This is a genomic window from Mesorhizobium shonense, assembly GCF_040545255.1.
GTDB lineage: Bacteria > Pseudomonadota > Alphaproteobacteria > Rhizobiales > Rhizobiaceae > Mesorhizobium > Mesorhizobium shonense.
The window spans coordinates 764,034-786,915 of record NZ_JBEPLM010000001.1 but is presented as its reverse complement, the minus strand read 5'-3'; the positions used below and the strand labels follow the sequence as shown (position 1 = coordinate 786,915).

26 protein-coding genes are annotated in these 22,882 nt (G+C 63.9%); 15 read left to right on the top strand and 11 right to left on the bottom strand.

Annotated features, from left to right (window positions below):
- Nucleotides 1-115: 115 nt before the first annotated feature.
- The 6 genes from moaB to ABID26_RS04010 all read right to left on the bottom strand — a co-directional run bounded on the left by moaB (nt 116) and on the right by ABID26_RS04010 (nt 3,834).
- A complete protein-coding gene (gene moaB, locus ABID26_RS04035; protein WP_354413958.1) occupies nt 116-673 on the bottom strand; it encodes a molybdenum cofactor biosynthesis protein B in 558 nt (185 codons plus the stop codon).
- Nucleotides 673-1,554: a 4-(cytidine 5'-diphospho)-2-C-methyl-D-erythritol kinase gene (locus ABID26_RS04030; RefSeq protein WP_354414239.1), complete on the bottom strand. Its 882-nt coding sequence runs from the start codon at nt 1,552-1,554 to the stop codon at nt 673-675. The genes moaB and ABID26_RS04030 overlap by 1 nt, the downstream gene beginning before the upstream one ends.
- 25 nt (nt 1,555-1,579) lie before the next feature.
- A complete protein-coding gene (locus ABID26_RS04025; RefSeq protein WP_066999017.1) occupies nt 1,580-1,765 on the bottom strand; it encodes a hypothetical protein in 186 nt (61 codons plus the stop codon).
- Nucleotides 1,766-1,849: 84 nt separating this feature from the next.
- Nucleotides 1,850-2,707, bottom strand: coding sequence for a S49 family peptidase (locus ABID26_RS04020; RefSeq protein ID WP_126101518.1), 858 nt, complete (start codon nt 2,705-2,707; stop codon nt 1,850-1,852).
- A 108-nt stretch (nt 2,708-2,815) separates the two neighbouring features.
- Nucleotides 2,816-3,610, bottom strand: a complete 795-nt coding sequence (locus tag ABID26_RS04015; RefSeq protein WP_292367703.1) for a tRNA1(Val) (adenine(37)-N6)-methyltransferase — start codon at nt 3,608-3,610, stop codon at nt 2,816-2,818.
- On the bottom strand, nt 3,610-3,834 hold the full coding sequence (locus ABID26_RS04010) for a putative signal transducing protein (RefSeq protein WP_059186744.1): 225 nt from the start codon (nt 3,832-3,834) through the stop codon (nt 3,610-3,612). Before ABID26_RS04010 ends, ABID26_RS04015 begins: the two co-directional genes overlap by 1 nt.
- A gap of 159 nt (nt 3,835-3,993) precedes the next feature.
- Between ABID26_RS04010 and ABID26_RS04005 the strand changes: the two genes are divergently transcribed.
- Entirely contained in the window at nt 3,994-5,007 is a 1,014-nt protein-coding gene (locus ABID26_RS04005) for a polyprenyl synthetase family protein (protein ID WP_126101516.1), read from the top strand.
- Here ABID26_RS04005 and ABID26_RS04000 read toward each other — a convergent pair.
- Entirely contained in the window at nt 5,000-5,182 is a 183-nt protein-coding gene (locus ABID26_RS04000; protein WP_126101515.1) for a hypothetical protein, read from the bottom strand. The genes ABID26_RS04005 and ABID26_RS04000 overlap by 8 nt on opposite strands.
- A 543-nt stretch (nt 5,183-5,725) precedes the next feature.
- Here ABID26_RS04000 and ABID26_RS03995 point away from each other — a divergent pair.
- From ABID26_RS03995 to ABID26_RS03960, 8 genes are all read left to right on the top strand, one after another.
- Nucleotides 5,726-6,382: a hypothetical protein gene (locus ABID26_RS03995; protein WP_354413948.1), complete on the top strand. Its 657-nt coding sequence runs from the start codon at nt 5,726-5,728 to the stop codon at nt 6,380-6,382.
- A 36-nt stretch (nt 6,383-6,418) separates the two neighbouring features.
- Entirely contained in the window at nt 6,419-7,306 is an 888-nt protein-coding gene (locus ABID26_RS03990) for a peptidoglycan-binding domain-containing protein (protein WP_354413946.1), read from the top strand.
- Nucleotides 7,307-7,376: 70 nt separating this feature from the next.
- Nucleotides 7,377-7,934 carry a hypothetical protein gene (locus ABID26_RS03985; RefSeq protein WP_354413943.1) on the top strand — a complete coding sequence of 186 codons (558 nt, stop codon included), beginning with the start codon at nt 7,377-7,379 and terminating at the stop codon, nt 7,932-7,934.
- Nucleotides 7,935-7,946: 12 nt separating this feature from the next.
- Complete coding sequence (locus tag ABID26_RS03980) at nt 7,947-8,279, top strand: hypothetical protein (RefSeq protein ID WP_354413940.1); 333 nt, start codon at nt 7,947-7,949, stop codon at nt 8,277-8,279.
- Between the two features lie 329 nt (nt 8,280-8,608).
- Nucleotides 8,609-9,274: a GntR family transcriptional regulator gene (locus tag ABID26_RS03975; RefSeq protein WP_126101510.1), complete on the top strand. Its 666-nt coding sequence runs from the start codon at nt 8,609-8,611 to the stop codon at nt 9,272-9,274.
- A gap of 206 nt (nt 9,275-9,480) precedes the next feature.
- A complete protein-coding gene (locus tag ABID26_RS03970) occupies nt 9,481-10,080 on the top strand; it encodes a biotin transporter BioY (protein WP_292342016.1) in 600 nt (199 codons plus the stop codon).
- Nucleotides 10,081-10,086: 6 nt separating this feature from the next.
- Nucleotides 10,087-10,503 carry a DUF1284 domain-containing protein gene (locus ABID26_RS03965; protein ID WP_354413938.1) on the top strand — a complete coding sequence of 139 codons (417 nt, stop codon included), beginning with the start codon at nt 10,087-10,089 and terminating at the stop codon, nt 10,501-10,503.
- Nucleotides 10,504-10,692: 189 nt separating this feature from the next.
- A complete protein-coding gene (locus tag ABID26_RS03960; protein WP_354413935.1) occupies nt 10,693-12,471 on the top strand; it encodes a tetratricopeptide repeat protein in 1,779 nt (592 codons plus the stop codon).
- A 61-nt stretch (nt 12,472-12,532) separates the two neighbouring features.
- On the opposite strand, the gene ABID26_RS03955 is transcribed toward ABID26_RS03960, so the two are convergent.
- The gene (locus ABID26_RS03955; RefSeq protein ID WP_354413933.1) at nt 12,533-12,994 is read right to left on the bottom strand and encodes a GNAT family N-acetyltransferase; all 462 of its coding nucleotides are present in this window, start codon (nt 12,992-12,994) and stop codon (nt 12,533-12,535) included.
- A gap of 177 nt (nt 12,995-13,171) precedes the next feature.
- Between ABID26_RS03955 and ABID26_RS03950 the strand changes: the two genes are divergently transcribed.
- On the top strand, nt 13,172-14,233 hold the full coding sequence (locus ABID26_RS03950; protein WP_354413930.1) for a glycine--tRNA ligase subunit alpha: 1,062 nt from the start codon (nt 13,172-13,174) through the stop codon (nt 14,231-14,233).
- On the opposite strand, the gene ABID26_RS03945 is transcribed toward ABID26_RS03950, so the two are convergent.
- The gene (locus ABID26_RS03945; RefSeq protein WP_292301485.1) at nt 14,230-14,409 is read right to left on the bottom strand and encodes a hypothetical protein; all 180 of its coding nucleotides are present in this window, start codon (nt 14,407-14,409) and stop codon (nt 14,230-14,232) included. The two genes, ABID26_RS03950 and ABID26_RS03945, sit on opposite strands and share 4 nt — an antisense overlap.
- 256 nt (nt 14,410-14,665) lie before the next feature.
- Here ABID26_RS03945 and glyS point away from each other — a divergent pair, with 256 nt between their 5' ends.
- A complete protein-coding gene (glyS, locus tag ABID26_RS03940; protein ID WP_354413927.1) occupies nt 14,666-16,993 on the top strand; it encodes a glycine--tRNA ligase subunit beta in 2,328 nt (775 codons plus the stop codon).
- A 269-nt stretch (nt 16,994-17,262) separates the two neighbouring features.
- Nucleotides 17,263-17,577 carry an ATPase gene (locus ABID26_RS03935; protein WP_292304844.1) on the top strand — a complete coding sequence of 105 codons (315 nt, stop codon included), beginning with the start codon at nt 17,263-17,265 and terminating at the stop codon, nt 17,575-17,577.
- An 82-nt stretch (nt 17,578-17,659) separates the two neighbouring features.
- Here ABID26_RS03935 and ABID26_RS03930 read toward each other — a convergent pair whose 3' ends face one another.
- The gene (locus ABID26_RS03930) at nt 17,660-18,169 is read right to left on the bottom strand and encodes a hypothetical protein (RefSeq protein ID WP_354413924.1); all 510 of its coding nucleotides are present in this window, start codon (nt 18,167-18,169) and stop codon (nt 17,660-17,662) included.
- Nucleotides 18,170-18,558: 389 nt separating this feature from the next.
- Here ABID26_RS03930 and ABID26_RS03925 point away from each other — a divergent pair, with 389 nt between their 5' ends.
- The 3 genes from ABID26_RS03925 (at nt 18,559) to ABID26_RS03915 (ending at nt 21,735) form a co-directional block, all read left to right on the top strand.
- A complete protein-coding gene (locus tag ABID26_RS03925) occupies nt 18,559-19,521 on the top strand; it encodes an L-threonylcarbamoyladenylate synthase (protein WP_354414237.1) in 963 nt (320 codons plus the stop codon).
- 19 nt (nt 19,522-19,540) lie between these two features.
- Nucleotides 19,541-20,983 carry an FAD-binding oxidoreductase gene (locus ABID26_RS03920; protein ID WP_354413921.1) on the top strand — a complete coding sequence of 481 codons (1,443 nt, stop codon included), beginning with the start codon at nt 19,541-19,543 and terminating at the stop codon, nt 20,981-20,983.
- Nucleotides 20,984-21,168: 185 nt separating this feature from the next.
- A complete protein-coding gene (locus ABID26_RS03915) occupies nt 21,169-21,735 on the top strand; it encodes a DUF6101 family protein (RefSeq protein WP_126101500.1) in 567 nt (188 codons plus the stop codon).
- A 154-nt stretch (nt 21,736-21,889) separates the two neighbouring features.
- On the opposite strand, the gene ubiA is transcribed toward ABID26_RS03915, so the two are convergent.
- Nucleotides 21,890-22,873: a 4-hydroxybenzoate octaprenyltransferase gene (gene ubiA, locus ABID26_RS03910; RefSeq protein ID WP_354413919.1), complete on the bottom strand. Its 984-nt coding sequence runs from the start codon at nt 22,871-22,873 to the stop codon at nt 21,890-21,892.
- Nucleotides 22,874-22,882 lie beyond the last annotated feature (9 nt).

Below are 22,882 nucleotides of genomic sequence, written 5' to 3'. Positions count from 1 at the left end.
CCCTTGTTTCCTCGCACAAGGTACTTTGCCCGCATCGGCTTCGGAATGGCACCGCGAAGGCGGGAGCGCCATTCCGCCTGCAAACCGGATGCCGATTGAATGTTTTGCCTGCGGTTTACGAGGCAGGCTTGCCGCCGCGCCTGAGATGCTCGTCCAGCCGCGGCATGATCTCGACGAAGTTGCAGGGCATGTGCCGGTAGTCGAGCTGCGCCTTGATGATGCCGTCCCAGGCGTCCTTGCAGGCGCCGGGGGAGCCCGGCAGCACGAAGACGAAGGTGGCATTCACGACGCCGCCGGTCGCCCGGCTCTGGATCGTCGAGGTGCCGATCTTGTCGTAGGAGATGCGGTGGAAGACCTCCGAAAAACCGTCCATGCGCTTTTCAAAGATTGGCTCGAGCGCCTCCGGCGTCACGTCGCGGCCGGTGAATCCGGTGCCCCCGGTGGTGATGACGACGTCCACCGCTTGATCCTTCGACCAGCCGAGCACTTTCTCGCGGATCTTTTCCCGGTCGTCGGTGACGATATCGCGGGCGGCCAAAATATGGCCGGCTTCCGCGATCTGGTCGGCCAGCGTCTGGCCCGATTTGTCGTCGGCAAGGTCGCGCGTGTCGGAAACCGTCAGCACCGCGATGCGCACGGGGATGAAGGGGCGGCTGCCGTCGGTCCTCGCCATCAATCAGCCTCCATGCTGCGCGTCGCGGCGACGAACCAGCCGGCATGGCGGCCGCGGATCTCGATCGCCGCGCGCTTGGCGACATTACCGGTCTCGAACAGGCCGAAACAGGTGGCGCCGGAGCCTGACATACGGGCGAAGGCGGCACCTGCTTTTTTCAGCGCCCCTAGCGCTTCGCCGACGGCTGGCTGGATGGCTTGAGCGGCAGGTTCGAGATCGTTGCGGGTCGTCTCGAGCCAGTTGCGGATGGTGTGAAAATCCAGGCGGCCGGGCAGGGGCGGCAATGCCTCGTTGTCGCGCTTGGAAAGCGCCTTGAAGACGTCTGGCGTCGAAACCGCCACACCCGGATTGACCAGCACCAGGGCCAGCGCGGGAAAGCCTGCCAGCGGCGACAATTCTTCGCCAATGCCGCGCGCAATCAGCGGCTTTGCCTTGAGGCACATCGGCAGGTCGGCGCCGAGCGTCAGCCCGATCCGCGCCAGGCCGGCTTCGTCGATATCGAGTGCCCAGAGGCGCGAAAGGCCGCTGAGCGCGGCCGCCGCGTCGCCCGAGCCGCCGCCGACGCCGGAAGCGATCGGCAGGTTCTTTTCAAGCCGGATGGCGACGGGCGGCATCGGCTGCGCGCCGGCTTGCCGTCGCAGGGCCTCGCGCGCCTTGACGACCAGATTGTCGCCGTCGAGCGGTACGCCGGCGGCGAAGGGGCCCGACATCGAGAACTCGTCGCGCTCCGCCAACTCGATCTGCAGCCGGTCGCCAAAACGGGTGAACACGGCAAGGCTGTCGATGAGATGATAGCCGTCCGCACGCCGTCCGGTGACATGCAGCGCCAGATTGATCTTGGCAGGCGCAAGCCATGTCCGGGACCTGGCCTCGGACTCCAGAATGTCGGCTGCTGGCGAGATGGCTTCAGTCCTTGGCCAGACGGTATTCGCCGGTCTTCGGATCCTTGACCAGCGTGCCCATCGTGCCGTTGGCCGCCTGTTTCTCGGTGCGGCGGATCTTGGCCGTCACACGCTCGGCCTCGCGCACAAAAGCGCGATAGCCGAAATAGGCGGCGGCGCCGACGACAACGAAGAAAATGATCTGCGGCATCCTAAAACTCCTTCCGCGTTTCTCGCGGCAAGGCCGGCCGTACGGGTCGGTCAAGCGATTATGCTAGACGCTTTCAGCACTTTTTCAAAGGCCGAAGCGCGCCCACAGCGCGCGCTCTTCCGCCGCATCGATGACGCCGCTAGCCGCCGCCGCGGCGATGTCGGGCGCCGAAAAGCGCGAGCCGAACAGGCCGAAACGGCCGAAAAGCCCGCGCGGCGCGGTGATCAGCTTGAGCTGCGTCTTTTCGCCGAAACGGGTCTTGAGCACGCTGCGCATGTCGCCCAGCGCATCGACGAGGCCGAGTTCCAGGCCCTTCTTGGCGGTCCAGAACAGCCCCGTGAACAGGTCCGGATCGTCCTTGAGCTTGGTGCCGCGCCGCTCCTTGACCAGATCGATGAAGGTCTCGTGCACTTCGAGCTGCAGCGCCTTCAGCCGCTCGACGTCTTCCTTCTTCTCCGGCTTGAACGGGTCGAGCACGGCCTTGTTCTGGCCGGCGGTGTGGACGCGCCGCTCGATGCCGATCTTCTTCAACAGTTCCGGGAAACCGAACGAGGCCGAAACGACGCCGATCGAGCCGACGATCGAAGAGGGGTCGGCGAAGATCTCGTCGCCGGCGATCGCGATCATGTAGCCGCCGGAGGCCGCCACGTCCTCGACGAAGACCAGCACCTTCTTGTTCTTTTCCACGGCCAGATCGCGGATGCGCTTGAAGATCAGCCGCGACTGCACCGGCGAGCCGCCCGGCGAGTTGATCGAAATCGCAATCGCCGGCGCGTCGAAGCCGAACGCCTTTTCGATAACGCCAGCCGTCGAGGCGAGCGACAGGCTCGGCCGGAACTGGCCGCCGCCGGGCAGGATGGTGCCATGCAGCCGGATGACGGGAATGGTGACGACTGTCGAGCGCCAGGATTTCGGCAGCAGGCGGTTGAAGAGGCGTTTCACGAAAGCTTGTCTCCGCAAGAGGTGCAAAGAGCAAGGCGGGACCTCATCCTTGCCCCCGGCATGTAGGAATTCCACAGCCAACGGCAATGCCGCATTGCCGGCCTTTGATCAATCGCCGAACAGCGACGCCAGCCCATTGTTGATCATCTCGGTCCGCTCCGTCGGCCCGTTGCCCGATGGGCCATGCAGGGTGAGCGGCGGCCGGATCGACAGCTTGCCGCGCGCGCCGAGCACCGCCCTGACGACGATGCGGATCGCCGCCGCGTCCGGGCGCGGGTGCACGCACAGCATCTCGGCATCGCCGAAGCGGCCTTCGACCGCATCGAGGATGGCGACAAGCTGCTCGGGCCGGGCAATCACCGCAAGCCCGCCGCGCGGCTTGACGACGGCGGCGGCGCTCCTGATCCAGCGCTCGAACAGCCCGTCCTCTGCGACATGCGCCTCCCTGCGCAACGCGTTCGGCGTCGAGCGATCCTCGGTGGCGTTGAAAGGCGGGTTCATGATGACGAAGTCGAAGGAATTATCGGCAAGCCCGGCCTCGGTCCGCGCGCGACCGGCAAGCGTGACGTCGGCCTTAAGCGCCGAGGCGCGGCCGCCCAGATGCGCATTGCCCGGATGCGCAAGCGTGGCGGCGGCAAACGCCGCCATCTCGGCGGAGCGCTCGACCAGCACCGCCTGCACCTCAGGGCAGCGCGACAAAACGGCGAGCGCCGCGGCGCCTGCGCCGGCGCCGAAATCGGCGAGCTTGCCGGAGAAAGCCGACGGGACGGCTGCCGCCAGCATCATGGCATCCATGCCGGCGCGATGGCCTTGCCGTGGCTGCACCAGCCAGAAGCGCCCGCGATGGAAGGCATCGACCGTGTGGGCCGGCGTATCCGGGGCAAGGGCGGTTGAAGCTGCCATTATTTCCGGCGGATTTCGTTCTCGATGCCCGCATCCTTCAGGATGCGGCGCGCCGCGTCCGCCTTGTCGGCGTCGACCATTATGCGCCTCGGCAGGATGCCGATCGATCCGTCGAGCACGCTCATGTTCTGGTCGGCGACGAAGCAGGCGATGCCGGCGTCGCGCATCAGCGATTCGACGAAGGAGATAAGGACGGCGTCGTTGGTGCGGACGAGTTCAATCATGGAATGAAAATCGCAGGTTGCGGCGTTCATGTAAACGTTGAGGTAGGCCCGTTCCAGCCAAGCCGCGCCAATTCGCCTCTTGCCGTGCTCGGTTGTACCGACCTAGAGTCCCACAGGGACCAGGGTGTTGTGCGCGTCAATTGGACGGGAGTGATCGTGGTGGGTGTCGTTCTGAATATCGAAGGCAAGCGGGAACCCGCTTCCATCAAGGATCTCATCGACCTGACGGCAGCCGACATGGGACGCGTCAACGAGCTGATCCTGTCGAAGGCCGGCTCCGACGTCGAGATGATCCCGGAGGTCGCCAACCACCTGATCTCGTCCGGCGGCAAGCGGCTGCGGCCGATGCTGACGCTCGCCGCCGCCCAGATGTTCGGCTATGCGGGCGAGGGCCACGTCAAGCTCGCCACCGCGGTCGAGTTCATGCACACCGCGACGCTGCTCCATGACGACGTCGTCGACGAGAGCGCGCTTCGCCGCGGCAAGAAGACGGCGCGCATGATCTGGGGCAACCAGGCAAGCGTGCTGGTCGGCGATTTCCTGCTCGGCCAGGCTTTCCGCATGATGGTCGAGGTCGGCTCGCTGGAGGCTTTGGACATCCTGTCGAGCGCCGCCTCCATCATCGCCGAGGGTGAGGTGATGCAGCTTGCCGCCGCCAAGAACCTGGAGACCACCGAGGACGAGCATTTCGCCGTCATAAAGGCCAAGACCGCCGCCTTGTTCTCGGCGGCCGCCGAGGTCGGCCCGGTGATCGCCCAGGCCTCCCGCACCGACCGCGTCGCGCTGCGTTCCTACGGCATGAACCTAGGCCTTGCCTTCCAGCTCATCGACGATGCGCTCGACTATGGCGGCTCCAGCCAGGACCTTGGCAAGAATGTCGGCGACGATTTCCGCGAGGGCAAGGTGACGCTGCCGGTGATCCTCGCCTACCGGCGCGGCACCAAGGCCGAGCGCACCTTCTGGAAGCGCGCCATCGAGGACAATGTCGCCGACGATGCCGGGCTCGAAAAGGCGATCGGCCTGATGACCCGTCACGGCGCCATCGCCGACACGATCGGCCGCGCCCGTCACTTCGGCGAGATCGCCCGCGACGCGCTGGCGCCGCTGGAGGCGACGCCGCAGAAGTCGGCGCTGATCGACGTCATCGATTTCTGCATCAGCCGCGTCAGCTGAGGCCCTTCCGACCGCAGGCAGCGCGTGCGGTGTCGGCCAGCTTGACTTGAAGCGCGCCGCGCTGAAACGGATTCAGGCGACGCGCTTTAAGCCTTTTTGTTTTGATGCATGTCGTTGCCCCAGAACCGCTGCGCACTTCTTGGGCGACATGCATTAAGTCTTTGTTTTTATGCATGTCGTTTTCCCAAGACCGCTGAACACTTTTCGGGCGACATGCATTGGGCTGGTCGACTGAACCATTCCTGCATTCGTGGGAAATAGTCGTGCATCATAAGCCTGCTCGCCCCATATTCTCCTGTGGCATCGTGATGCTTGCTGTTTGCTGGCATGTCGCCACTAACTAGCCCTAAAGCGCGTCGCGATCTTTCAGATTCGCTCCATGCGCTTTAGGTTTTGATTTTACGCATGTCTTTGTCCCGAAACCGGTCCCACTTTCGGGAGACATGCTTTAAGCCAATTGGCAGAGGCCGAAGTAGAGGTTGTTTTTAAGTATTGACTTTAAAGCACTGATGTAGTTTTAATAACTATGGGCGTTGGGTTTCTAGGGGTTGGCGAGAGAATAGTCCGCCGAATTCCTCCGGAAAGTATTTTTCTTTGGCCTGGGTTGAACGGGATTGAGGGCTATTCATAAGCCGCGCCCGTTCAGCGCAGAGGATTCCTGACCGACCTGGGGTGTGGCATAGCCGAGCGGTTGCTTGGCGTGCGATGGGGGCAGCGAATGCCGGAAGCCAGGCTCATAGCAGCCATCAGTGCCGCGCTGCGTATGCACGAGATCGGCACGAAAAGCCCTTACCAGCTCTACTTCGCCGCCAAAGGAAAAAGTGGCGGTTCGTTCGGATTCATGCAGGGCGATCTCGCCGCTGGTCAGGATATCGTCACAAAGACGTTCAGGCAGATATTGGCGGACGCCGACGCCAGCAAGGCTGATATTCAGCGCTATCTCGACAAGCTGTCGGTGCACCTGATTGGAAATCCGCTTTCAAGCGCTGATACAAAATTCGTCAACAACGCGCTCAAGACGGGCAGTGCGAAGGTCGATGCGATGGACCAGGCAATTGCCGCCGACGTCTATTCCGATCTGGACAAGTGTATCGAGGCGGCCGCAAAAGCTCATCGCAAGATCAGCGCCAAGGCTCTGTTGTATGCTGCGCTGTGGATCAACATGTCCGGCCATCCGTCAAAGCTCCTGACATGGCTGAAAGGCGACGATCCGCATCTGCAGCATCCGCTGCCGAAGCCTCCGCAGCTTGTCGGTGGGAGTGACATGCGGGGCTATTTGATGGCGACCGACTATTACACTTCCAATCCAGGCAATGCTGCCCATCTCGATCAATCCGTGCAGGCGGGAGCGCTGCTGCTTCCTGCCGATACATGAAGCGCAAAGGTGGCTTGAGGCAGGCGGAGGACCTCGATGAGACTCGAAGACGTAACCGACTCCATCCCGATATCGGTCCTCGGCGGCGATATCGACCTCGTGAAACAGATCCAGCAACTTCTGACGACGCATGGTTACCTCGATCCGCCGGCGGACGGAAAGTTCGGCGGCGTCTCAAATTGGGCGTTGTCGGAATTCGCCTACCGCAAGGGCCTTTCGACGGGCCAGGGTCTTACCAAGGCGCTGGCCCGGGCGCTTCTGGACGTCGGCAGTCCGTCGCTTCCGGCCATTCGCAAGCGGGGCGACTGGTTCGACGATGTCATCGCCTACATGGACGCCAAGGAGCACTGGATTTGTCGACACCCGCTCGCGCTGAACATCGTCTATCTTGAGGGGACCAATCTCGACGGCACTCCGAACGACAACAAGCCCAACCTGTTCAATGACGTGCGGATCGTATTTTCCATCGATTCCACGGGCTTGCCGGTTACGCAGATGTGGGACGGAACGACCGAGCCGGGCCTTTACTGGACGACGCATCCGATGAGCCCCAAGGGCGCCGCGCGCATCGCGTTCGGACAGTACAAGTCATGGGTTGTCGGAACCCATCACCCCGGCACGGCCGCGGCGCATGAAGCGCTGGTTCAGGTCGAGCCAATTCTGGTCTATCGCGACCTGAACAAGGACTTCAAGCGCCAGGGCGACGCCGTCGACCTCGGGCTTTTCGCGGTCAACCAGCATTGGGGTTACGACGCGCCGAAGGACGATTTGGGTCGCACCAGCGCAGGGTGCCTGGTTGGCCGCACCAGGGCTGGCCATGTCCAGTTCATGGCGAAGGTCAAGTCCGACCCCAGACATCAGGCCAATTCATCCTACCGGTTCATGACGGCCGTTGTGCCCGGAAGCGGAGTCATCGGCCATTGAGAGGCCGCTGATTGAAACGCAACTGCCGATTTTAACCGGCTAACCTGGGTTTTCATCAATGTTTCGTCGCATGAACAGGATCCTGCCCGTCGTGTTTGGCCTTCTTCTGTCCGGTTGCACATCCTTTGTGATCGGGGAGCCGTACGACAAGGCCATCGATGACGAGCTGAATGTATTTCAGAAGTCGACGGCGGAGTTCATCAAGAGCATGCAGATGAATGCCGGCACGGCAAGGGGATCCTATCAGTCCGATGAAGCCAGAAAATACTATGCCTCGGCAGCGGCGAGCCTTTCCAATCTGCAGCTTCGCGCGGATGTTCTCAGCAGCCGGACCTGTCCCACGTCGAAGGCCCTTCAGCTATTTGCATCGGCCGGCGTCGATACGAGCCAGGCAGCGATAGCGAATGCCGAAAAGCGGGTCGGCGGCGCCGCCGATTCTGAAGCTCTCGATGTCTCGGGCAACTGCATCGCGATTGTGGTGCGCGGCGTGCGAATGGCCGAGAGCGACCTTGAGGCCGATCATCGGGAAGCAAGCAAACTGACCCCAACGGTTGCATTGCTCGACAGTCAGGAGATCGACGCGGCGGTACGCGTTGCTCTGACTGCGTTGCGCGCGAAAAAATACTAGGAGGAAACTGAAATGGCCCTCGACGTCGGCGTTATCGGCTCCCAAATCGTCGCCCAGGCTGCGCAGGTAGCAGGGGACGGCTGGAAGGCAATGGCTACCGCGGCAACCGTGGAACTGCGGGGACTGGCACAGCGTATAGTCTTGATCGTGGAGGCGTATGCGGACGGGGAACTCAGCCAAGCGCGTGCCAAGCAGCATCTGCGAACCGCCAGGTTCCATGTCATCGCCACGATCGCCATGATGACAGTGATGACGGATGCCGTGATCGAAAAGATCGTGAACGGCGCGCTTGCGATCGTGAAGGACAGCGTCAACAAGGCTGCTGGATTTGCACTGTTGATTTAAAGATCGCGTCGGTCACGTTGCAATCAGCCGTCCCTTCCGCAGGGCTGCGGCGGGGGTGGGCGCCCGAGCCAGTGCCGGATCGCCGTCGCCTGCGATCGGCGCGAACACTTGTCTTGTTCGGGCGGCTAAAGCATGTCTCCCGAAAGTGGGAACCGGTTTCGGGACAAAGACATGCGTAAAATCAAAGACATGCGTAAAATCAAAAACCTAAAGCGCACGGAGCGAATCTGAAAGATCGCGACGCGCTTTAAGACGGGTGGTTGCGAAAGTCTTGAATTCCCGATTTGTCCGTCTCGACAAACGGTCACCGCGCAAATTATCTATAAAATATGGCCAACACAGAGGACACGATCGCCGTCCGCATCAGCAAGGAACTGGCGGACCGCATCATTTCGGGCGCGATCGAGCCCGGATCGCGGCTGCGCCAGGACCATGTCGCCGAGGAATTCGGCACCAGCCACGTCCCGGTGCGCGAGGCCTTCCGCCGCCTCGAGGCGCAAGGCCTGGCGATCAGCGAGCCGCGCCGCGGCGTGCGCGTCGCCGCTTTCGACCTCGGCGAGGTCAGGGAAGTCGCCGAGATGCGCGCGGCGCTCGAGGTGCTGGCGCTGCGGCACGCCGCGCCGCATCTGACGCCGGCGATCCTCGACCTGGCCGAGGAAGCCACCAAGGCGGGCGACAAGTCCCGCGACGTCCGTTCCTGGGAAGAGGCCAATCGTACCTTCCACCGCTTGATCTTGGCGCCCTGCAACATGCCGCGCCTTCTTTCCACCATCGACGATCTGCATGCCGCAAGCGCCCGCTTCCTGTTCGCGGCCTGGCGTTCCGAATGGGAAACCCGAACCGACCAGGATCACCGGGCAATTCTCAGCGCGCTCCGGCAGGGCAATACTGAATCGGCCGCCGCCACGCTTGGCCGGCATGTGCAATGGATCGGCCAGAAACCGGTCAAGACCGCCTCCGGCAGAACCCGCGACGCCTTCGCCATCGTCGGCTAGCGAGGCACACACAGCTACCTTTCTGCGCTCTATCGCAGTCAAATGTCGGTTTTGGGCGCCCCAACGCCCCGTGAATGGCTCAGCCTCACCACTCGTGCGATCTGCCTTCCGCAATGCAACGCTTGCCATCTCTCCAAAAATGTGGATTGGATAATAGATCGAATACGGAAATTATCTATAATTTCAACTCAACCAGGGACATCACCGTGACAAACATCGCCGTTTCGACCCGCAAGCCCTCCTTCAGCCCGCTCCGGCTGGATAGCCGCTCCGTCGCCTGGAAGGCCGGCGCCGTCATTCTCGGCTCGCTGTTCCTGGCGCTGTCGTCCTATATCGAGGTGCCGATGGTGCCCGTTCCGGTGACCATGCAGACCTTTGCCGTGACGCTGGTCGGCGCGCTCTATGGTTGGCGGTTCGGTGCGCTCACCATCGCGGCCTGGCTCGTCGAGGGCGCGGCCGGCTTCCCGGTTCTGGCGGGCGGCGCTGCCGGCGTTGAGCATTTCGTCGGCCCGACCGGCGGCTATCTCTTCTCCTTCCCGGTCGTCGGCGCTGTCGTCGGCTGGCTGGCCGAACGCGGCTGGAACGGCAATCGCGTGATGCTCGCCTTCGCCGCCATGCTCATCGGCAATCTTCTGTGCCTGGTTCTCGGCACTGCCTGGCTTGCCGCCATGATCGGCGCTGGGAAGGCGATCACCTTCGGCTTCCTGCCCTTCATCGTCGGCGGCCTGCTGAAGTCGGCGCTGGGCGCCGCGACGCTGAAGCTCTTTTCCACCTATCGGGCGGAACCGCGCGACCCACGCGCGTAGGACGCGATGACCGTCCGGCTGCGCGCCCATCATCTGCTCTGCTTGCTGACCTATGTCGGCAAGGGTTACTCGCCCGCCTTCACCGCCAACTATGACAAGGTGGTGGGGCGGCTGGGCGAGGGCGAGGCGGTCCTGATCGTTTCCGGGCCGGACGACATCTGTGCCCCGATGCTGAGCGAGCCCGAGCCGCATTGCCTGGGCGAGGGCGCCGCCGAGCGGGACGGGCTCGCCGCGCGCGATGTCGGAGCTCTCCTCGGCCGGCCGATCCAGGCCGGTGACCGGCTCGTATTGGACGCTTCCGGCCTGTCACGGATGCGCAAGGCGTTTTCCGCCGGCCTGACGCGCCAGGCGTGCTCAGGCTGCGAATGGTCCGGCCTGTGCAGCGCGGTTGCCGGCAGCGGATTTCACGACACGCGCCTTTAGGCAACACCCATCGGTGTCCCCCGCGCCGGACTTTTTGCTCGCGCGGCATCGTTTTTTAAGCCGGATGATTGCATTGTGATTCGCGCCGGATTGAAGCCTGTCCCCAAAAAGGCCATGCTTTGTCTGGAAAAGGTCAAGTCTGTGGGCGGTCCGCCGAGGGCGGGATCCCGTCTGGCTGAAAGGGATAAGATGCAGCAAGGACGTGCGCGCTGGCTGACAAGGCTGGCATTTTTGACGGGTGTGGCGCTTTCGGTGCTGCCTGCCCATGCCAAGGAAAACGCCAAACCGATCCAGATCACGTCCTTCTCGGGCGCCTATCTTGCTGCTCATACTGCGGAGAGCGACAACGATCTCGACAACGCCATTGCCTATTACAAGCAGGCGCTGGCCTTTGCCCCCAACGACACCGAGCTGCAGCAGAGCCTGATGCTGGCGCTGGTCGCGCAAGGCCGCTTCGAGGAATCGCTGGTCTACGCCGACAAGCTCAAGGAAGTGCCCGATGTCGAGCGCTTCTCGCGGCTGGCGCTTGCCGTCGATTCCTTCCACAAGAAGGACTACACCAAGGCCCAGTACTGGCTGAAGCTCTCGCTCGAATCCGATCTCGACCGGTTGCTCTCCGGCGTGATGGACGGCTGGGCCAAGGAAGGCGCGGGCGATGCCTCCGAGGCGATGGCTTCGATCGACAAGCTCAAGGGGCCGGACTGGTTCGGCCTGTTCAAGTCCTACCACCGCGCGCTGATCGCCGATGCCGCCGGCCTTTCCGACAAGGCCGATGAAATCTACGCCGCCACCCTGGCCGACACCGCCGCCGGCGGCTCCGCGCCCGAGACGTGGATGCGCAACGCGCAGGCCTATGCCTCGTTCCTCGCCCGCAAGGGCGACAAGTCGAAGGCGATCGCGGTGCTCAACCAGGCCGAGGCCTTCGCGCCCGGCAAGCTGGAAATCACCACGCTGCGCGACCGGATCAACAAGGGCGACAAGATCGAGCCCCTGGTCGCCACTCCGGCGGACGGCGCCTCGGAAATCCTGCTCGACCTCGCCACCGCGCTCAATCGTGGCGGCGGCGAGCCTTTCGTGCGGCTCTATCTGCAATATGCGCTGGCGCTGAAGCCGGACAGCGACGCCGCCCTCGTGCAGCTTGCCGCCGTCGCCGAGCAGCTGAAGGACGGTGAAGGCGCGATCGCGCTCTATCGCCGCATTCCGAACGCCTCGCCGTTGAAAGAGCTTTCGGAGCTGCAGCTTGGCCTGAACCTTGCCGACATCGACCGCCACGACGAAGCCATCGCGCACCTCAAGGGCTATGTCGATGCGCATCCGACCGACATGCGCGGCTATCTGGCGCTCGGCGGCGTCTACTCCTCCAAGGAGGATTTCCGTTCGGCAGCCAATCTCTACGACAAGGCGGTCGAGGAGCTGAAGGCGCCGACCGCCGCCAACTGGAACATCTTCTACCAGCGCGGCATCGCTTATGAGCGGCTGAAGGAATGGCCGAAGGCCGAGCCCAATTTCCGCAAGGCGCTGGAGCTGCAGCCCGACCAGCCTCAGGTTCTGAATTATCTCGGCTATTCCTGGGTCGACATGAACATGAACCTCAAGGAAGGCCTGGCGATGATCCAGAAGGCCGTGGATCTCAGGCCGAGCGACGGCTACATCGTCGATTCGCTGGGCTGGGCCTACTACCGCCTTGGCCGCTACGACGACGCCGTGCGCGAAATGGAGCGCGCCGTGTCGCTGAAGCCGGAAGATCCGGTCCTCAACGACCATCTGGGCGACGCCTACTGGCGCGTCGGCCGCAAGCTGGAAGCGACCTTCCAGTGGACCCAGGCGCGCGACCTGAAGCCGGATCCGGACGTGCTCGCTACCCTGCAGCAGAAGCTGCTCAAGGGCCTGCCGCCGATCGAATCCAACACGGCGCAGGAGACCCCGAAGGTGAAGCCGGTCCCGCCGACAGCGCCGCCGAAGGGCTGAGATTTCGCAATCATGCATTTTTGCGGGGCCCTCGGGCCCCGCAATTCTTTCAGCGGCTCTGTCAGAACATTTTTCGGTAGACGACGAACCCCGAACGCTCGCCGATCCTGTCGTAGAGCTGCATGGCGGTGTGGTTGGTCTCGTGCGTCAGCCAATAGACGCGGCCTGAGCCGGCGGCCTTGGCGCGCTCATAGACGCCTTCGATCAGCGCCCGGCCGACGCCCTGGCCACGCGCGGCCTCAGAGGTGAAAAGATCCTGCAGGTAGCAGTTGGGCGCGATCGCCGTGGTCGAGCGGTGATAGAGATAGTGGACGAGGCCGAGAAGGTTCCCGTCGCGCTCGGCCACCAGCGCATGCACCGGCTCATAGGTATCGAAGAAGCGCGCCCAGGTCATCCTGGTGATCTCGCCGGCAAGGGCCGTCTCGCCCGAACGGCCGTAGAAGGCGTTGTAGCCATCCCAGAGCGGCAGCCATTGCTCGTAGTCCTGCCGGGTGACGGGGCGGACGGTGAGTTGACCGGGCATGGCGGAACCTTTGTCGTTGCGGCTTATCCGAGCAAACGGCGGGCGTGACCGCCCGGCAATGGGCCAGCCGGCCGCAAAGCGTTCAACATCTCGGAGCTGTGGCGCAAGGCGCTGCCTTGACGCTCGCCGGCCCGGCAACTAGGGAATGCTTGAATCCCAGCGCTTTCCGAGGCCGCCGTGACCATCGAGATTCCTGCCCACATGCATCCCAGCCGCTCCTTCCAGGGGCTGATCCTGACCTTGCACAATTACTGGGCGGCTTACGGCTGCGTCATCCTGCAGCCCTACGACATGGAGGTCGGCGCCGGCACCTTCCATCCGGCGACCACCTTGCGCGCGCTTGGGCCCCTGCGCTGGAACGCGGCTTACGTGCAGCCGTCGCGCCGCCCGAAGGATGGCCGTTATGGCGAGAACCCGAACCGCCTGCAGCATTACTATCAGTACCAGGTGATCCTGAAGCCGAACCCGCCGAACCTGCAGGAGCTTTATCTCGGCTCGCTCGAGGCGATCGGAGTCGATCCGCTGCTGCATGACATCCGCTTCGTCGAGGACGACTGGGAAAGCCCGACGCTCGGCGCCTGGGGTCTCGGCTGGGAGTGCTGGTGCGACGGCATGGAGGTCTCGCAGTTCACCTATTTCCAGCAGGTCTGCGGCATCGAATGCGCGCCGGTGGCGGGCGAGCTCACTTACGGGCTCGAGCGCCTCGCCATGTATGTGCAGGGCGTCGACAATGTCTACGATTTGAACTTCAACGGCCGCGAGGGCGCCGAGAAGGTCACCTATGGCGACGTCTTCCTGCAGGCCGAGCAGGAATATTCGCGCCACAATTTCGAATTCGCCAACACGGCGATGCTGCTCCGGCATTTCGAGGACGCCGAGGCCGAGTGCAAGGCGCTTCTTGCCGCCGGCGCGCCTATCTCCCCCCTCGAGGGGGAGATGTCGGCGAAGCCGACAGAGGGGGTCGCAGCAGAAGGCACCGCCAATGAGGCGTCGAGCTTGTCGCCGGCGACCCCTCCCGGCCCTTCGGGCGACCCTCCCCTCAAGGGGGAGGGGTATCACCGCCTCGTCTTCCCGGCCTATGACCAGTGCATCAAGGCGAGCCATGTCTTCAACCTGCTCGACGCGCGCGGCGTGATCTCCGTCACCGAGCGGCAGAGCTACATCCTGCGCGTGCGCAATCTGGCCAAGGCTTGCGGGGAGGCGTTCCTGAAGACGAAGGCGGGCGGCCTGGCGGCTTAGCTCAAAACAACTTTTGCGATCTCAACGGTGGCGACCGGCAACGCACTTTGGCTGAAGGCGCCATCGATCGTGCGCAGCGCCTGTCTCACCCCCGGCATCGTAATCGTGCCATGCGCCTGGGCGGCGAAGCAGGCGCTCAGCGCCAGGATCTGCAGGGTTCTCGATGCCGTCTTCATCGTCGTTCAGCCAATAGTTCTCTGTCTGAGCGTTGGTCGCTTCAGTGCTGCGTTTGGTTCATGGGAATTTCTGCTCAAAGGACGGGCGGGCTTGATCTGTCCCGACAGCCGGCTGAAAAATTTCCAGAAATCGAACGAAGAGGCGATCTGCTTGCGGGGTGACAGCGGCCGGCCGAGTTGCTATTTCCCGCGCATTCGTGACACCGGCGCGGCCGCGCCGACCCTTCCCATCGAGGGGAGGGTGAGGAGCTAACCAATGCCTGACCTGCTTCTGGAACTCCGCTCGGAAGAGATTCCCGCGCGTATGCAGCGCAAGGCTGCCGGCGATCTTCGCAAGATGCTGACCGACGGTCTGGTCGAGGCGGGTCTCACCTATGAGGCGGCACGCGAATACTGGACGCCGCGGCGCCTGACGCTCGACATCCGCGGGCTGACCGCGCGCTCGAAGGACATTCGCGAGGAGATCAAGGGCCCCTCGACCACGGCGCCCGAGCAGGCCGTGCAAGGCTTCCTGCGCAAAGCCGGCCTTTCATCGATCGCCGAGGCGCATGTCCATTCGGATCCGAAGAAGGGCGACTTCTACGTCGCCCACATTGCGAAGCCGGGCCGGGCGGCCGAAGCAATCATCGCCGAGCTGGTGCCGGGCATCATCAAGAACTTCCCCTGGCCGAAGTCGATGCGCTGGGGGCCGGCATCGGCCAAGCCCGGTTCGCTGCGCTGGGTGCGCCCGCTGCAATCGATCGTCTGCACCTTCGGCCCCGAGACCGAGGAGCCGGTGGTGGTCGATTTCGAGATCGACGGCATCCGCTCCGGCAACATCACCTACGGCCACCGCTTCCACGCGCCAGGCGCGATCACCGTTCGCCGTTTCGACGACTACGTGGCCAAGCTCGAGGCGGCCAAGGTCGTACTCGACGCCGATCGGCGCAAGGAGATCATCCTGGCGGACGCGCGCAACGTCGCCTTTGCCAACGGCCTCGACCTTGTCGAGGACGAAGGCCTGCTCGAGGAAGTCTCCGGCCTGGTCGAATGGCCGGTCGTGCTCATGGGCGAGTTCGAACAGGACTTTCTCATCATTCCGGCCGAGGTCATCCGGCTCACCATCCGCGCCAACCAGAAGTGTTTTGTGACCGGACGCCAAATCTCTCCCCTTGAGGGCGAGATGTCGGCGAAGCCGACAGAGGGGGTCGTCTCGCGTGGAGCGCCAACATCTTCTGTCTTCGAAAGACCAGAACGCGTCGAGCCAGCCGAAGCGACCCCCTCTGGCCTGCCGGCCATCTCCCCCTCGAGGGGGGAGATCACCCAACTCTCCAACTGCTTCATCCTCGTCGCCAACATCGAGGCGAAGGACGGCGGCAAGGAGATCGCATATGGCAACGGCAAGGTGGTGCGGGCGCGGCTCTCCGACGCGCTCTATTTCTGGAAGACCGACCAGGGCGACCTGCCGGACCTCGATCAGCTGAAGGAATCGGCGGCGAAATTCGACCTGGATCTGAAGAAGCCGCTGGACCAGCGTATGGCGCGGCTCGATCATCTGAACGTGACCTTCCATGCCAAGCTCGGCACGCAGGGCGCGCGGGTCGCGCGGATCAAGCGCCTGGCCGAGGAACTGGCGCCGACGGTGGCGAAGTCGATCTCCCCCCTTGAGAGGGAGATTGCCGCGCTCGTCGCCCGCGCCGCAGTGCTCGCCAAGGCCGATCTGCAGACCGAGGTGGTCGGCGAGTTCCCGGAATTGCAGGGCGCCATGGGCCGTAAATACGCGCTGCTGCAGGGCGAGCATCCGTCCGTGGCCGCGGCCGCCGAGGAGCACTACAAGCCGCAAGGGCCCTCCGACCGGGTGCCGACCGACCCGGTGTCGGTTGCCGTCGCCCTTGCCGACAAGCTCGACACGCTCACCGGCTTCTGGGCGATCGATGAAAAGCCGACCGGCAGCAAGGATCCGTTTGCACTCAGAAGGGCTGCACTCGGCGTGGTCAGGATTTTGGTCGAGAACCGCATTCGCCTGGGACTGACCTCGATCTTCGCCAAGGCTTTTGCGAATTTCGCCGGCGGCGCCGGCCAGACGTCGGACCTCCTCGCCTTCTTCCACGACCGCCTGAAAGTTTATCTCCGCGACCAGGGCGCGCGTTACGATCTGATCGATGCCGTCATCACGCCGCAGTCCGACGACCTTCTGCAGATCGTCCGCCGCGTCGAGGCGCTGGGCTCCTTGCTCGACACCGAGAATGGCAGGAACCTGCTCGCCGGCACCAAGCGCGCTGCCAACATCCTGGCTGCCGAGGAGAAGAAGAAAACATTGGTCGCCGATGGCGTTGAGCCAGCGCTATTCCGCGAAGACGCGGAAAAGAAACTGTTTGCAGCGGTGAATCAGGCCGAGAAGGAAGCCGGACAAGCGATTCAAAACGAAGATTTTTCCACCGCCATGCTGTCGCTTAGCGTTTTGCGTGAACCGGTTGATTCATTCTTTGAAGGCGTTCTCGTGAATGATGAGGACCAGGCCGTGCGCGCCAACCGCCTGGCGCTGCTTGCCCGCATCCGCGCCGCCACCGACCAGGTCGCCGATTTTTCAAAAATCGTCGGCTGACAGCGCAAAATCGCGTGATCCGAAGCTGCCTGCGCCTCATAAGGCGCGGGATGTGCTTCGACAATTTCATCGCCCGAAATTTGATGCGCCGGAGCCGGCTTACAGTCATATGACGATGACCTCCGCGTGGGAGAACCAATGCATGTCGCCTAGAAATGTGCAGCGGTTCTGGGACAACGACATGCATCAAACAAAGACTTAAAGCGCGTCGCCTGAATCCGTTTCAGCGTGACGCGATTTAAGACGTTCCCAAACCACGGAGGCATGCCATGAATTCCGTTCACGATACCGAATTGACTGAAGAGACCCCGGCCGCCGCCGAGGGCATCGTATCCGCTTCCGACAACATCCTCGACCATGCCGCCGCCGCGGCGATCGAAGCCGCCGAACCGTCTGAAGACGACGAGGAAGAAGGCGACGAAGACCCCGATGAGGAAGCCTCGGGCGGCGACGAGGACGACGAAGACGGCGACGACGATGAGGACGCCGACGAAGACGCCACGGCCTCGGGCAGTGATGAGGACGAAGACGGCGAGGACGAGGACGACGAGTCCGACGATGACGACAAGGAAGAAGCGGCCTGAGCCGTTTCTTGCCGCTTGAAAAGAAGAAAGGGGCGACGCGGCAGGCGTCGCCCCTTTTTATCGGTCCTGAAAGGCTGCGTGCCTACATCGCCTTGCTGAAGCGCGGCGATATCGGGGGTTCTTGCGGTTGAGCTTGTGGCTGAGCTTGCGGCTGCGCCTGGTCGTCCGACGCATCCGCCGTCGCGGCGGCCTTGTTGTCGGTCGTTTTGGCGTCGCCGTTGGGAGCAGCCGCGGCTGTGCCGTTGGGAGGTGTGGCCGCAGCAGGCGCGGTGTCGTTTGCCGGTGTCGCGGCCGCGGGCGCGGTGGACTTGGCTGAGGCGGTCGCCGCTGGCGTCGCGGGGGCGCCGCCGACGATGCCGCCGCGAATGATCATCGGCGCCTGCGCGTGTCTCTGCCCGGATTTCTCCGGGATCGCGGCCACCTTCTCATCGGTGACGGCTGGCACCGGCTCGCCGAGCGCCACCACGGATGGCGTGGAAGCCGCGGAGACGTTGCCGGGTTCGATCGCGGCCGGCCTGACCACGGATGGCGTCGATGTCGAAACGCCGAGCACCACGATGGACGAAGCCTGTGCCAGACCGGCCGTCGCCAAAAGGCCGATACCGACCGCTGCTAGAGCAATTCCAGGAAAAGTGCGTAGCGGTTTTCCGTCCGGAATTGCGTAAAAACAAAGATATAGAGCGGTTTGGCGTTTCCGTGAAACGGTGAACCGCTCTAGACCAATTCCAGGAAATGTGTGTAACGGCTGGGCTCGGCGACTTCGCCGTAGCCTGCCATGCGGAATTGCGTCAAAGCAAGGCATACGCATCACGATAACTCCCCGAGCCCAACAACCGGAAATCCGCAGCCTAGTGACGGCGAATTGATGCCGGCTTGCATCGAAACTTAACATTTTAGGGATTGATAAATCGCCAATACCCGCCCTTGCCCCTCGTTCCATGCCGTATTACGGGACCCGCGTGTTCAGGAACGGTGGTGAATTTGGCTGAGATACTTGCCGTCGGCGAGGCGATGGAGCGGGCGCTGGCGCTGCTCGAAGGCGGCGATGTCGTCGCCATCCCGACCGAGACCGTCTACGGGCTGGCGGGCGACGCCACCAACGGCGTTGCCGTGGCGCGTATCTTCGAGGCCAAGGGCCGCCCACGCTTCAATCCGCTGATCGCCCATGTCGCCGATCTCGCCATGGCAGGCCGCATCGCCGACTTCGATCCGCTGTCGGCGAAACTGGCCGAGACCTTCTGGCCTGGCCCGCTGACGCTGGTGCTGCAGCAGCGCGCGGAAAACGGCATCCATCCGCTGGTCACCGCCGGGTTGGACACCATCGCGCTGCGCATGCCCAGGGGTTTTGGCGGCGAGCTGATCGCGCGGCTCGGCCGGCCGCTCGCCGCGCCCAGCGCTAATTCCTCCGGCAAAATCAGCGCCACGACGGCCGAAGCCGTCGCCGCCGATCTCGGCGACAGGATCAGGCTGGTGGTCGACGGCGGCGCGACGCCAGTCGGCCTGGAATCGACCATCGTCAAGGTCGAGGACGGCAGGCTGACGCTGCTGAGGCCCGGCGGCATCGCCGCCGAGGACATTGAAGCTGTTTCCGGCCAAAAACTCATGCGCGGCGCCGCCGGCATCGAGGCACCGGGCATGCTTGCCTCGCACTATGCGCCGGGCGCATCGATGCGGCTCAATGCCGGCAAGATCGCCAGCGGCGAGGCGCTGCTCGCCTTCGGCCGCGATCGCGCCGAAGGCTGGCAGGATGCGGTGGCGGTGCGCAATCTTTCCGAGGCGGGCGATCTGCGCGAGGCGGCCACGAATCTGTTCGCCTATATGCAGGCGCTCGACCGCAGCGGCGCCGCCACCATCGCCGTCGAGCCTATTCCATTCGACGGCCTGGGCGAGGCGATCAACGACCGGCTCGTCCGCGCCGCCGCCCCGCGTGACAAGATCGCCTGAGCGCCATAGGTTCTGGCGCATGAACGATCTGACCGACGACCAGCCCTTCGAGCTCGATCCCGCCCTTATCGACCGCTTCGCGGCCATCGTCGGCGAGAAATACGCGCTGCGCGATCAGCCCGATATCGCGCCCTACATCACCGAGCGGCGCGGCCTCTGGCATGGCCGGACATCCCTGGTGCTGAGGCCAGGCAGCGTCGAGGAAGTGAGCCGCATCATGCGGCTCGCGACCGAGACCGGAACGCCGGTCGTGCCGCAAAGCGGCAATACCGGCCTGGTCGGCGCCCAGGTGCCGGACAAGTCCGGGCACGACATCGTGCTGTCGTTGTCCAGGCTGAACCGCATCCGCGAGATCGATGTGCTGTCGAACACGGTCACCGCCGAGGCCGGCGTCATCCTGCAGACGCTGCAGGAAGCGGCCGACGCCGCCGGCCGGTTGTTTCCGCTGTCGCTTGCCGCGCAAGGCTCCTGCCAGATCGGCGGCAATCTTTCTTCGAACGCCGGCGGCACCGGCGTGCTTGCCTATGGCAATGCGCGCGAGCTCTGCCTCGGCGTCGAGGTGGTGCTGCCGACGGGGGAAGTGTTCGACGATCTGCGCAAGCTGAAGAAGGACAACACCGGCTACGATTTGAAGAACCTCTTCGTCGGCGCCGAAGGCACACTCGGCGTCATCACCGCCGCGGTGCTGAAACTCTTTCCCAAGCCGAAGGGCAGGGAGGTTGCCTTTGCCGGCCTGTCTTCGGCTCAGGCAGCGCTTTCGCTGTTCACCCTGGCGATGGACCGCGCCGGCGCGGCGCTCACCGCCTTCGAGCTAATCGCCAAGAGGCCTTACGACTTCACGCTTCGGCACGGGCAAGGCATCAAGCGGCCGCTGGCCGACGACTGGCCATGGTATGTGCTGATGCAGGTTTCCTCCGGCCGCTCTGAAGAGGACGGCAGGGCGCTGATCGAGGAGATTCTTTCGGCCGGCCTCGAGCAAGGCATCGTCGGCGATGCGGTGGTCGCCGCAAACCTTGCCCAGGGCGACGCATTCTGGAATTTCCGCGAGACGCTGCCCGAGTGCCAGAAGCCGGAGGGCGCCTCGATCAAGCACGACATTTCGGTGCCGATCGCCGCGATCCCGGATTTCATCGAGGAGGCGGCTGTCGCCGTCGCGTCCGTCAGCCCCGGCGCGCGCGTCGTTTGCTTCGGCCACATGGGCGACGGCAATTTGCACTATAACATTTCGCGCCCCGAAGGCGGTGACGACGAAGCGTTCCTTGGCCTCTACCGCCCGATGAACAATGCCGTGCACGACGTCGTGCGCTCTTTCCACGGATCGATATCGGCCGAGCACGGCATCGGCCAGCTGAAGCGCGACGAGCTGCTCGCCACCGCGCCGCCGATGGCGATCGACCTGATGCGCCGCATCAAAGCGGCGTTCGATCCGGCCGGCATCATGAATCCCGGTAAGGTTATCTGATCCTTCCAACATCTGGTGGCTGGTCGCATTCCGATAACCATCGGCTCCGATCAGCAAAATTTAACCGACTTTCTTAAGCGCGGCGGTAAGAAGCGAGCGCTAATGTTTCTGCCCATAACGAGGCCGGAAAAACCGGCCCGGAGAGAACCGGAAAACGGCCCTCAGGAGAAACAGGAAGGCATTCGATGAACACTGGACTGAAGCCAGTCTGGGCGGGGCGCAACATGCGTCTCGACCCGTTTCGCCTGCCGCAGATGGTAAGCTATGCCACGCGCGACGACTACGGCGATGTCACCTTCACCATCGACCAGCGCGGCGCCGTCATCCGGCGCATGCTGGAGATGAGCAACCTGCCGGCGATCATCGCGCTGCCCGCCAACGCGTTCCGCGGCGTCGCCGCCCGCGCCATGGAAGATCCGGACGGCAACGTCACGGTGACGCTGGAACTTCTGCACAATGATCCGATGCTGTCGGTGCCGCTGCTGGTCGCCGACGATCTCGACGACGTTGCCGCCGACTGGCGCGCCTGGGCCGACGCCTATCGCCTGCCGATGCTTTTGATCGAGGCCGACGGCATTGCCCGCACGCTTGAGGAATCGCTCGGCGCCGCCATCAAGGCGCTGCCGCCGCAGGAACGCCGCAAGGGCCGTGTCTCCAACATGCGCCGCCCGCGCTTCCTCGCCCGCCGCAGGACCGGCAATCTCGGCCTGCGGCTCGTCATCGGCGGTGAGGAGATTATCGCAAGGGAGTAGGCGTCTTCCTTCTCCCCTTGTGGGAGAAGGTGGATCGGCGCGCAGCGCCGAGACGGATGAGGGGTGTTCCAGTGGAGTGAGACGCTGGCTTTCCCTGGAGCATCCGTCGCCTTCGGCGACACCTTCTCCCACAAGGGGAGAAGGGGACGCCCCGCTACACCAGCGGCTTCAGCGCCACCCACAGCGCGCCGCCGATCAGTCCCAGAAAGATCAGCCAGCCGACCTGGTTGTTCGACTTGAACAGCTTCAGGCATTGGTCCGGATCGTTGATGTCGAGCCGGATGATCTGGCGCGTCATATGCGCGCCGGCGGCGATCAGTCCGGCTAGCGCTGGCATCGGCACCTGCGCCGAGGCGAAGGCGATGGCGAAGCAGACGAGGGTGCCGCCATAGAGCCCGACCAGCCAGGTCTTGGTGTCGTCGCCGAACAGCCGGGCCGTCGAGCGCACCCCGACGATGGCGTCGTCTTCCTTGTCCTGATGCGCATAGATCGTGTCGTAGCCGATCACCCACAGGATCGAGCCGATATAGAGCATGATGGCGGGGCCATCGAGATCGCCGAACTCGACCGCCCATCCCATCAGCGCGCCCCAGGAGAAGGCCAGCCCAAGCACGAATTGCGGCCAGTTGGTGATGCGTTTCATGAATGGATAGACCGCGACGATGGCGAGCGAGACGATGCCGAGCGGGATGGCGAAGCTGTTGAACTGCAAGAGCACCGCCAAGCCCACCAGCGCCTGGACGATAAGGAACGCCCATGCCTGGCGGCGCGTCACCTTGCCGGCCGGCAGCGGCCGCGAGCGGGTGCGCTCGACCTGGTTGTCGATGTCCTCGTCGACAATGTCGTTGTAGGTGCAGCCGGCCCCGCGCATGGCGACGGCGCCGACAAAGAACAGCAACAGGTACCAGGGCGCCGGCAGCAACGTGAGCAGCGGGTCCGTCGGGCGCGGATAGGCGCTTGCCGCAAGGGCCGCCGACCACCAGCAGGGCCATAAGAGCAATTGCCAGCCGATTGGCCGGTCCCAGCGCGCAAGCTGCGCGTAGGGCCACAGCCAGCGCGGCAGCACCCGGTAGACCCAATGGCCGCTCGGGGCATCGGCGACGCGGCCCTGGGCCGCTTTCGACTGGATGGGTTCCATTGTGCTGGA